The 2,868-nt window shown below is 37.1% G+C and carries 2 protein-coding genes; both read left to right on the top strand.

Annotated features, from left to right (window positions below):
• The first annotated feature begins 73 nt into the window (after positions 1-73).
• Positions 74-934 carry an ATP-dependent endonuclease gene (locus AAEY57_RS18965; protein ID WP_350608553.1) on the top strand — a complete coding sequence of 287 codons (861 nt, stop codon included), beginning with the start codon at positions 74-76 and terminating at the stop codon, positions 932-934.
• Entirely contained in the window at positions 934-2,613 is a 1,680-nt protein-coding gene (locus AAEY57_RS18960; RefSeq protein ID WP_350608552.1) for a UvrD-helicase domain-containing protein, read from the top strand. Before AAEY57_RS18965 ends, AAEY57_RS18960 begins: the two co-directional genes overlap by 1 nt.
• The last annotated feature ends 255 nt before the right edge of the window (positions 2,614-2,868 follow it).

The following is a 2,868-nucleotide window of genomic DNA, read 5'->3' as shown; positions in this document are numbered from 1 at the left end:
AAAAGAAAATGGCAGGGCTAGACGATGATTATCGCTCAACCCTGTTAGAATCTGGGATTAAAATGCGCTAGCCGTGAGCGATGAGCAAGCTAAGTATATTAGCGAAGCTGTAAAGGCCTATCCTGAAATTTACTTTTCTAAATTAGTGATACTGGGTGAAGGTGATAGTGAGCAGGTTGTTCTTCCGAAGTTGCTGGAACACTTTGCAAAAGACATTGACGGTCATTCAATATCGGTGGTTCCACTTGGTGGGAGGCATGTAAATCATTTCTGGCGTTTGCTTAATTCTCTGAAGATCCCTTTTGTTACACTATTGGACTTTGACATTGATCGTAATGGCGGTGGTTTTGGCCGTATGAAGTATGTCGTGGAACAATTACTTTTAATGGATGAAATAAAGAGTAAATATATTAACGAAAACATTATTCCTTATATCCCCAACTGGAATAGCGATCGAAACGCTGATTCGTTTTCAATACATTATGAAGATGGAAAAACAAGGATAATTACAGATGAATTAGAAGAATGTAATGTTTATTTTTCTAGTCCACTAGATATCGATTATTCAATGATTTGTGCTTTTCCTGAGATCTTTTGTGAAAAAGATGAAGCTTATGGAGAAAGAGGTCCCTCTGATGGCAAAGAAGATGAGGAAGAAGAAGATACTGTAAAAAGAGAGGCGGCGTTAATTAAAGCTGTACTCAAAAAAGGAAATGTTGGTAAACGGTTTGATTTTGGATCGGATTGGGAAAGGAACTTTTTATGGTATCGCTATCGTTTCTTATCGAATAAAAGTAAACCCGCATCTCATGTTCGTATGTTTACCAAACTTGAGGAGCAATATACCTCTCGAGAGATACTAGAAAAGTTACCACCAGAGTTAACACGGTTGATGGAACGTATTGTCGAGTTGTCCGAACAGGTAGTTGAGTAATGACTGATTGGAAGCCATCAGAGAGCATAGAAGCTACAACTGAACTAATGGATATCATTACCTGTGATGCATCGGTTGCTGTATTAGCAAGTGCAGGTGCAGGAAAAACAGAGTTGTTGGCTCAAAAAGCAAATTATTTGTTCTTTACCGATAAATGTGTTTGGCCAAAAAGAATATTATCTCTTACGTTTAAAACTGAAGCTCAGTTAAACATAAAAGAGAGAATAAATAAGCGTTGCGGTCATAAAGCTACACGTTTTGACTCTTTTACTTTCCACGCATTCAGCAAAAGTATCGTTGATAGATTCAAAAATACTCTTCCTGAAAATGAACGTCCGATAGACAATTACGATATCGTCTTTCGTCGCCAAGATGCTAATGGCTCCAACAAAATATTGATGGATGACTTGCTAGCTTTGGCAATACGCATCTTACGAGCAAGAGAAGATCTACGGACAATGTTCTCTTATTCTTATGCATATGTTTTTGTGGATGAGTTTCAAGATACGACTGATGAGCAATACGAGTTGTTACAACTGTTGTTTCAGAATTCCGATACAAAAATTTTAACTGTTGGAGATATTAACCAAAGCATCATGTTATGGGCTGGAGCTCGTCAAACTGTATTCACTGACTTTTTAAATGACTTTTCGGCACAAAAAAAATTCCTAGTTAAAAACTACCGAGCGTCTAGTGAAATACAAGATGTACTAGCAGTAGTATTGCAATTTGTACAGAATCCAAGATCTACATTCCAAGAAGTATCAACAATTCCAGAAAACTGCTCTCTACATGCTTTCAGTGATGAGTATCAAGAAGCCTCATTCATTGCTCACAGTATAAATGAAGCAATCAGCAGTGGTATCGACGCAAGCGATATTTCTGTTTTAACTAAGCAGCAGGCATCACAGTACACCGAAATATTGAGAGCTGAGTTAACAAAGCTTGGTATAAACAACCTCGACATGACCGACTTACAAGATGCCTTAAAAGAACCTCTTGGGCAATTATTTTCGCAGTTCTTAAAAGCGTTAGTGCGTCCTGAACCCAAAGCCATGACCGAGCTGTTTAAAGTTAATTTAGCCTTAAACAAGGTTGAATCTGATGATGATAAAGAAGAAGAATTAACTACTTCTTTAGTTAACTTCATCTCACTAAAGCAAGAGTTAATAACAACAGCAACAACGGCTGATGACTTGTTATCTTATATTCAAAGCTTTATTCATGAGCTTGGTATGCCAAAAATAAAAGGAAGATGGAAACAATATAAATCTTCTGCTTATTTTAATCATGTATGGCAAGCGCTTGAAGTACATTTGAGAAATATGTGTAATCAGACCAATTCATTAGAAGATGCTGCAAAGTTATTTAGTGCTGAGAACGCTGTACATTTAATGAACATCCACAAGTGTAAAGGTCTTGAATATCACACTGTATACTTTATGGGGCTAGAAGATCAGGCTTTTTGGAACTATGCGGAACAAACATTTGAGGATAATTGTGCAATATACGTTGCCTTGTCCCGCGCTAAAAATCACATATGCGTAACTATTAGTAAACGTAGAGAACATAGGAGTAATTGGCAGCATGATAATAGGACTTCGACATTTGTTGCTGTAAAGCCTGTTATAAGTCTGTTGAAAAATAAATGTAAGTTTGCTGCTACGAACCATACTTAAGACATCAAGATACTTTTACTTATCCGAACAAGCCAAGTTAGAGTTGGTGCTCTAACTTGGATATGTCCAAATCCTAATCAGTAATACATCCACTATCCTCATAGTGACTTTTAAATAGGAGGTCACTATGAAACCAGAACTAAATCACAATGCTACTGGTGTGAAACGTCCTTTCAAGCGGAGTTTTTCAAGTTAGTTGTCGCCTCAAGTTAAATTTTATGCCGCCCGCATTTCTTCTTTTTTCTCAGGATTCAA

Origin of the sequence: Pseudoalteromonas sp. MER144-MNA-CIBAN-0113 (assembly GCF_040308965.1) — a bacterium.
In the GTDB taxonomy this organism is placed as follows: domain Bacteria; phylum Pseudomonadota; class Gammaproteobacteria; order Enterobacterales; family Alteromonadaceae; genus Pseudoalteromonas; species Pseudoalteromonas tetraodonis.
The sequence above is the reverse complement of the archived record's forward strand: the minus strand, read 5'-3'. Positions and strand labels throughout refer to the sequence as shown.

What these genes read in the sequence shown, in the direction of transcription:
- AAEY57_RS18960 (WP_350608552.1), top strand. Translation starts at nt 934, where the DNA reads ATGACTGATTGGAAGCCATCAGAGAGCATAGAAGCTACAACTGAACTA.